The 4,918-nt window shown below is 53.7% G+C and carries 7 protein-coding genes; all 7 read left to right on the top strand.

The genetic code is table 11. The features are described from left to right. Positions 1–439 (top strand): hypothetical protein (locus MO867_RS20465; RefSeq protein WP_252472552.1); only part of this gene is annotated, 439 nt, incomplete at its 5' end. A 2-nt stretch (positions 440–441) separates the two neighbouring features. After that, entirely contained in the window at positions 442–1,389 is a 948-nt protein-coding gene (locus MO867_RS20460; RefSeq protein WP_252472550.1) for a hypothetical protein, read from the top strand. Between the two features lie 2 nt (positions 1,390–1,391). Further along, the gene (locus tag MO867_RS20455; protein WP_252472548.1) at positions 1,392–3,089 is read left to right on the top strand and encodes a hypothetical protein; all 1,698 of its coding nucleotides are present in this window, start codon (positions 1,392–1,394) and stop codon (positions 3,087–3,089) included. Further along, a complete protein-coding gene (locus MO867_RS20450; protein ID WP_252472546.1) occupies positions 3,079–3,891 on the top strand; it encodes a phage/gene transfer agent baseplate hub protein in 813 nt (270 codons plus the stop codon). Before MO867_RS20455 ends, MO867_RS20450 begins: the two co-directional genes overlap by 11 nt. 12 nt (positions 3,892–3,903) lie before the next feature. Beyond that, a complete protein-coding gene (locus tag MO867_RS20445) occupies positions 3,904–4,140 on the top strand; it encodes a hypothetical protein (RefSeq protein ID WP_252472544.1) in 237 nt (78 codons plus the stop codon). After that, positions 4,137–4,352: a hypothetical protein gene (locus tag MO867_RS20440; RefSeq protein ID WP_252472542.1), complete on the top strand. Its 216-nt coding sequence runs from the start codon at positions 4,137–4,139 to the stop codon at positions 4,350–4,352. Before MO867_RS20445 ends, MO867_RS20440 begins: the two co-directional genes overlap by 4 nt. Beyond that, positions 4,339–4,918, top strand: a 580-nt coding sequence (locus MO867_RS20435; protein ID WP_252472540.1) for a hypothetical protein, incomplete at its 3' end; no start/stop codon positions are given. The genes MO867_RS20440 and MO867_RS20435, both read left to right, overlap by 14 nt.

The raw sequence follows: 4,918 nt of genomic DNA, 5'->3' as shown, positions 1-4,918 counted from the left end.
TATCAATGTGTTTCCGATTTATCTCGGAAAAATGCTGCCATTTGGCACACCGGGGAAATTTCCATACCCACTGCTGATTGCCGCCCCTCTATCAACTCCCTCCGCAACGCGATACTCGGACAGTGCGGTTAGCTTGCCCTACAAAGGAAATCGTCAAAATTTAAAATTGCGCAGTACCGATGGTAGCTGGATTACGCCCTACGTTTGGCCATATAGCTCTGGGAAAACCTTTCGCGATACCGGCGGGGATTACCCGTTGCTGCCGCTGACTCTCTACGACAACAATAATACCTACGGCGTGCTGCACGATATCCACTTTATTTCCGGCTTTGACAATGCAGCGGAGAATACCGTCTCGATAGAGTCAGAAACCCACACTGTATTTAGTGATGGCGCCTCAACCGGTTTAAATGATTATTACTGCATGAGGATACAATAATCATGGCTTACGAGACTGGTACTGTGAACTCCGCTACAGATCTGCTAGCAGTGATACAGAGCTTTGCGCAAAACAATGGCTGGACTTTAAACGGTAGCCTTTTACAGAAAGATGATGCTCATATCCAGCTTACTGCTAACAGTGACGACGAGTTGCAAATCACGGGGCTTCGCAATGGGGTAGATTCAGATCCAGATGCTTGTCCAAGGTACAGTCGTATCGCCTTTGACTCTGATACTTGGCCTACTAACGCCATCTACCATATCGTCGCATTTAATAATCCAGATACACTCTGGATGACAATGGTATCCGGTGTTACCGATCATTTTCATCTTGGCTTTGGCGCGTTGGAAAAAACAAGCAACTGGTCCGGCGGTCAGTGGTTCCACGCTCAGCACAGCCCCAATAATGCGAACAATGCCTGTTACTCTTTAGTGGACGGGGGCAGCTATTCCTATTGGGGAGGCGCTGCAGCGCGTGAGTGCGGTCTGTTTTGGACACAAAAAGATGGTAGGGCATGGGATAGCAATAACCACATCAGTAAAACCAGTTATTTGCATTGCGAGTTGCGCGGTTATATTTGGGAGTCTACCTATTCGGCTAATGATAAGACTGACTTAAATGCAGTACACGGCCCGACAATATTTACCCCTATCCACAAGAACAACCCGAATAGCTTTAATGGCCAGACCGTATTAACCCCATTTAATTTATTTTTGCAGAATACCGATGGCCACTATATGGCTATTGGCCATGTGGGCCACGTCCGCTTTGTCAAACTCACCAACTACAATCCAGGCGATATTCTCACCGTGGGCAGTGATCGGTGGAAGGTATTTCCCTGGCATCGCAAAGACTCTGATAACCCCAATGGCAGTTCTCCAGGGTATTCGGGAGGTACCACTTCTACGGGCGTACTCGGCGTTGCTGTGCGCTATGACGGGCCTTAACCGTGGCTCAATTAAGCGGATTTTTTCAAGGCCCATCGCAAAACTGGGCTACCGACCACCTCAATATGGTGCCTCTGGATACCTTGGGGGATGCACTGCATGAGGAGCGCGCGGTCTCGGTTATTTCTCCAGGTAAAAGCGGCACTATCAATCGCACCCAATTTGAGGCTCCCCGACGCAATCTTTCCGGTACCAAGACTAGCGGCTTTGCCGATGACTATTACCACCAAATCCATATCAGCCCCACCAGCCTGGAGGTGGGCAATATCTCCTCCGCGCAAACCCACCAGGTCACCGTCTGGAATGCCTACCTGGAACCGCGCACACTGACAGATTTAAGCAGTGAAAATGCCGAAGGCATCACTATAGCCGGGCAACCCAATCCGCCCCTGGTATTTAGCGCACTACAGGAGCGGGTGTGGGATCTGCAGATTTTGACTGATGGCCCCGCCACAATCAGTGCCGAAATCACCTGGCAATTTGCTAATGGAGATTTGGCCCTGTTACCAATTTCCGGCAATCGGGTGATCGCTTGGCCTTTCGCCCCGGATTGGAGCCAGGGCGTGCATGAGATGTTGGAGTGGCTCACCGATATTTTGACCAGCCGTACCGCTGTGGAACAGCGCCGTGCATTGCGGGAATTCCCCCGGCGCTTTTACAGCTTTCAGACTCTGGCCGAAGGGATTGACCGCACCCTCCTGGACCTGGCTTTATTCGGCTGGGGCTCACGGGTTTTTGCTCTGCCAATTTGGCACGATGTACAGCTGCTGCCAGCGGTGGCGGTAGGCAGCGAGGAAATTATCTGCACTACGGAATACCGCGATTTTGCCGCCGGTGAAACCGCATTGCTTTTGGGGGAAAGCGCCAGCCAGTACGAAGTGATTAATGTAGAGGCAGTCCAATCTGATCGATTGCTATTAGCTGACCCGATACAGGGTGACTGGCCCCAGGGTACCCGCCTATACCCCATGCGCAACGCGCGCTTGGTGACCCAGCCGCAAATGCAAAAGCGTTCCGGTTCGACAGTGCGCACCGAAGTGGAATTTTTGCTGGAGGAGCCCACAAGCTGGCCCACCGATTCTTTACCCAGTTACCGAGGATGGCCGGTGCTGGAAGTTCCAGCGGCGGAAAGTAATGACCTAAGCAGCGCCTATATTCGTCTGCTGGATTCCATTGATAACGGCATCAGTAACCCCGCGATCAATGAGCCGATAGAACTGGGGTTTTCACTCCAATCCCACCGCTGGTTAACCTTCGGCGCTGAGGAGCGTGCCGCACTGCGCAGCTTTATATATACGCTTTGCGGCCGTCAAAAATCAGTATGGTTGCCCACCTGGATGGAAGATCTGCAGCTGTTGGAGCCACTTGCGATCAATAGCAGTAGCCTGGATATCGCCCAGGTTAACTACGTGCGCCTGGCTGCATTGTCGGAAGGCCGCCGTGATTTGCGTATCGAACTACACGATGGAACCTCCTGGTATCGACGCATTACCGATTGCGCGGAAGTGGATAGCCAGACCGAACGCCTCGCCCTCGATAGTCCACTGGATCGCGCCTTCGATCCCGCAGAAGTACGTCGCATCAGTTTTATGGCCCTGGTGCGGGCCGATAGCGACCGGATGGAACTGAACCATATCACCGATATTGAGGGCGCAGCCTCAGCCCAAATTCTATTCCGAGGAGTGCGCGATGAGCTTTAACAGCCGCGAGATTTCTATCGCCGATGGACTGCCGGTGCGCCTGTATGAATTTGTCCTGGGGTCGCAGCGCTTGCTGTACACCAATGCTCAACTGGGTGTAGCCCACAACCTACAAACTTATATCAGTTGCCCCGGTATTTCCGACGATGGTATCCGCCAAACCGGTGAGGCCAGCGCCGACTTGCTCACCATCACCGCGCCTTTAAATTTTGCCCTGGTTAGCCTCTACCTGGTTTACCCGCCCTCTATCCCGGTCAGCGTTACCGTGTATGACAAACACCTGGGTGAAGACGACGCCCTGGTGGTGTGGGTAGGAGAAATTGCCGATGTCACCCGCCGCCGCGATCAGCTCAATCTCGTATGCGCGCCGCTGTCTTCCAGGGATACCACCGGGTTGCGTTTAACCTGGGGGAGAAACTGCCCGCACACGCTTTATGGCGACGACTGCGGCGTAGATAAAGAATTGCACCGCGTGGATGCTGTGCTTGCAGAAGTGACGGGCCTCACTCTGGTGGCCTCGGAATTTGCCGCTTTCAGCGATGGCCATTTTAGTGGTGGATTTGTCGAGTGGCTCGCCCCCAGCGGCATTCTGGAGCAACGCGGTATCGACAGTCACAGTGGCACCAATATTACATTGTTAGGAGGTAGTCTTGACTTGGTAGCAGGGCTGGACCTCCGTGCCTATCCAGGATGTGCGCGGGTGATATCGGTGTGCGATGAAAAATTTAATAACAGCGAAAACTGCGGTGCAGTGCCCGGACTCCCTGGCATATCCCCATTCGATGGAAACCCGGTTTTTTAAGAGGGCAAAACTGTGAATTTTCTAATCCAGATTGCAGTGATGATCGTCGCCGCCTACGTATCGGCAGCACTCAATAAGCCCCCGAAACCCAAACCGGCAGCACTCACCGATTGGGATTTTCCCACCCCCGACGAAGGCACCCGCCGCGCCATTATTTTCGGTGATTGTTGGATGAGTAGCTGGATGGTGCTGGGTGTTGGCAATTACCGCACCCGCCAGCTGAAACTCGATAGCGGAGGCAAAAAGTGAGCCGCAAAAAACTGGTGATAAAGCCGCACCATATCCACTTGGCCGGGCTCTGTATAACCGGCGCGCGGCCCTGGTTTGCCCATCACAATCTGGAGATGGCAGATCTGCGTCGTGGCCGCATTACCACGGAAACCCTTGCCGCCACTGGCGACGCACTGGCCCAGCGGGTAATCGACGCTGCACGCAAGGAGGATGAAGATGGGAGGCAGTAGCAGTAAACCCCGTGTAATTGCATATTACTTTGGCCTGCACATGGGCATCAGCGGCAGCGAAAACGATGAAATGGTGGAGGTTCAGGTCGGTGGCCTTACTGCCTGGCAGGGCTTGGTAAGCAGCAGTCAGGAAATCTACATTGATGAGCCAGATCTATTCGGTGGCAAAGAGCGCGAAGGCGGTATCCAGGGCACTATGGATGTAATGATGGGTGAGGCGGACCAGCCGGTAAACTCAAAACTCCAAGCCATGCTCGGCGGCCTAGTGCCGGCCTTTCGCCGCTGTTGTACCTTGTTCTATGACGGCATGATTAGCGTCAGCAATCCCTACCCAAAACCCTGGACTTTCCGCTGGCGGCGCGCACTTAAAGGCTGGGATGGTGACGTCTGGTATGCAGATAAAGCCAAGATCCTGTTAGACGATGACAATATCCACGCGATGAATCCCGCCCATATCCTGGTGCAGTGCAATACCGACCGCCGCTGGGGCCGTGGACTGCCGCGCGACCGCCTCGACCTGGACAGCTACCAAGCCGCAGCCGACCAACTGCACGCCGAGGGATTTG

It is taken from the genome of Microbulbifer okhotskensis, from assembly GCF_023895975.1.
Classification (GTDB): domain Bacteria; phylum Pseudomonadota; class Gammaproteobacteria; order Pseudomonadales; family Cellvibrionaceae; genus Microbulbifer; species Microbulbifer okhotskensis.
This window is presented reverse-complemented; position numbering and strand designations above follow the sequence as displayed.

Excerpts from the sequence above, each read along its gene's own strand:
- MO867_RS20460 (WP_252472550.1), top strand. The coding sequence starts at position 442 with ATGGCTTACGAGACTGGTACTGTGAACTCCGCTACAGATCTGCTAGCA.
- MO867_RS20450 (WP_252472546.1), top strand. The coding sequence starts at position 3,079 with ATGAGCTTTAACAGCCGCGAGATTTCTATCGCCGATGGACTGCCGGTG.